The sequence below is a fragment of the Streptomyces sp. P17 genome, assembly GCF_032436805.1.
Classification (GTDB): domain Bacteria; phylum Actinomycetota; class Actinomycetes; order Streptomycetales; family Streptomycetaceae; genus Streptomyces.
This window is the reverse complement of the sequence record NZ_JAVRBF010000251.1, coordinates 1-614: the sequence shown is the minus strand read 5'-3', so window position 1 is coordinate 614 and position 614 is coordinate 1. Positions and strand designations below refer to the sequence as shown.

The 614-nt window shown below is 51.8% G+C and carries 1 protein-coding gene; it reads right to left on the bottom strand.

All coding sequences use genetic code 11. From position 1 onward, the window contains the following. Positions 1–136: 136 nt before the first annotated feature. Positions 137–614, bottom strand: a 478-nt coding sequence (locus RMT89_RS40690) for a hypothetical protein (RefSeq protein WP_315888786.1), incomplete at its 5' end; no start/stop codon positions are given.

Here is a 614-nt window from a genome sequence, read left to right as displayed (position 1 = left end):
GTATGTAAGCTCTTATTCCGAATGTCCTTTATGTCGTGCTTGGTTTCCACAAGCCGCTGCAAGGGTTTATCTCCGGGCAAGTGAGAAACGCAAACTACGAAGTCAGGATAGAAGTTATTGCGATGCTCGCCGCGTACTAACCGTACGATAAACGGATTACGGTCTGGATTGCGAACCACCATGCCACAAAGTCGGCTCGATCTAGCGCTTCAGCAAAGGCCTTCTCATCTTTATTCAGGAAAAAGTCATTATCCATCAAGACGCTGCGAACGACGCTGGTGCCGATGGTCCAATGACGATTTCTGGCGAATTGGCGTGACTCATAATCCAACAGCTGCTCTATGTCGCCAGCAGCGTCTTTCTGTGGTGGCATGATGCCGTACAGATGTTTCGTGGAGGGGTTAAGGCCTACCTCCGTGGGAAAAAGGTAACCATCAGGCAACGGCTCACTCGGCACTAATTTGGAGTGTTGAGAGACCTCTTCCCATAAACCTTCTTCTAGCGCTGCACGGTGCGTGCAAACAACCCAGTGAGCGGCATAGCGGGCTAACCGCTGTACCTGTGCGCTGTCCAGCTCATCGGCGTCACCGTCGCTATCGAGTAACGCTTGCTCA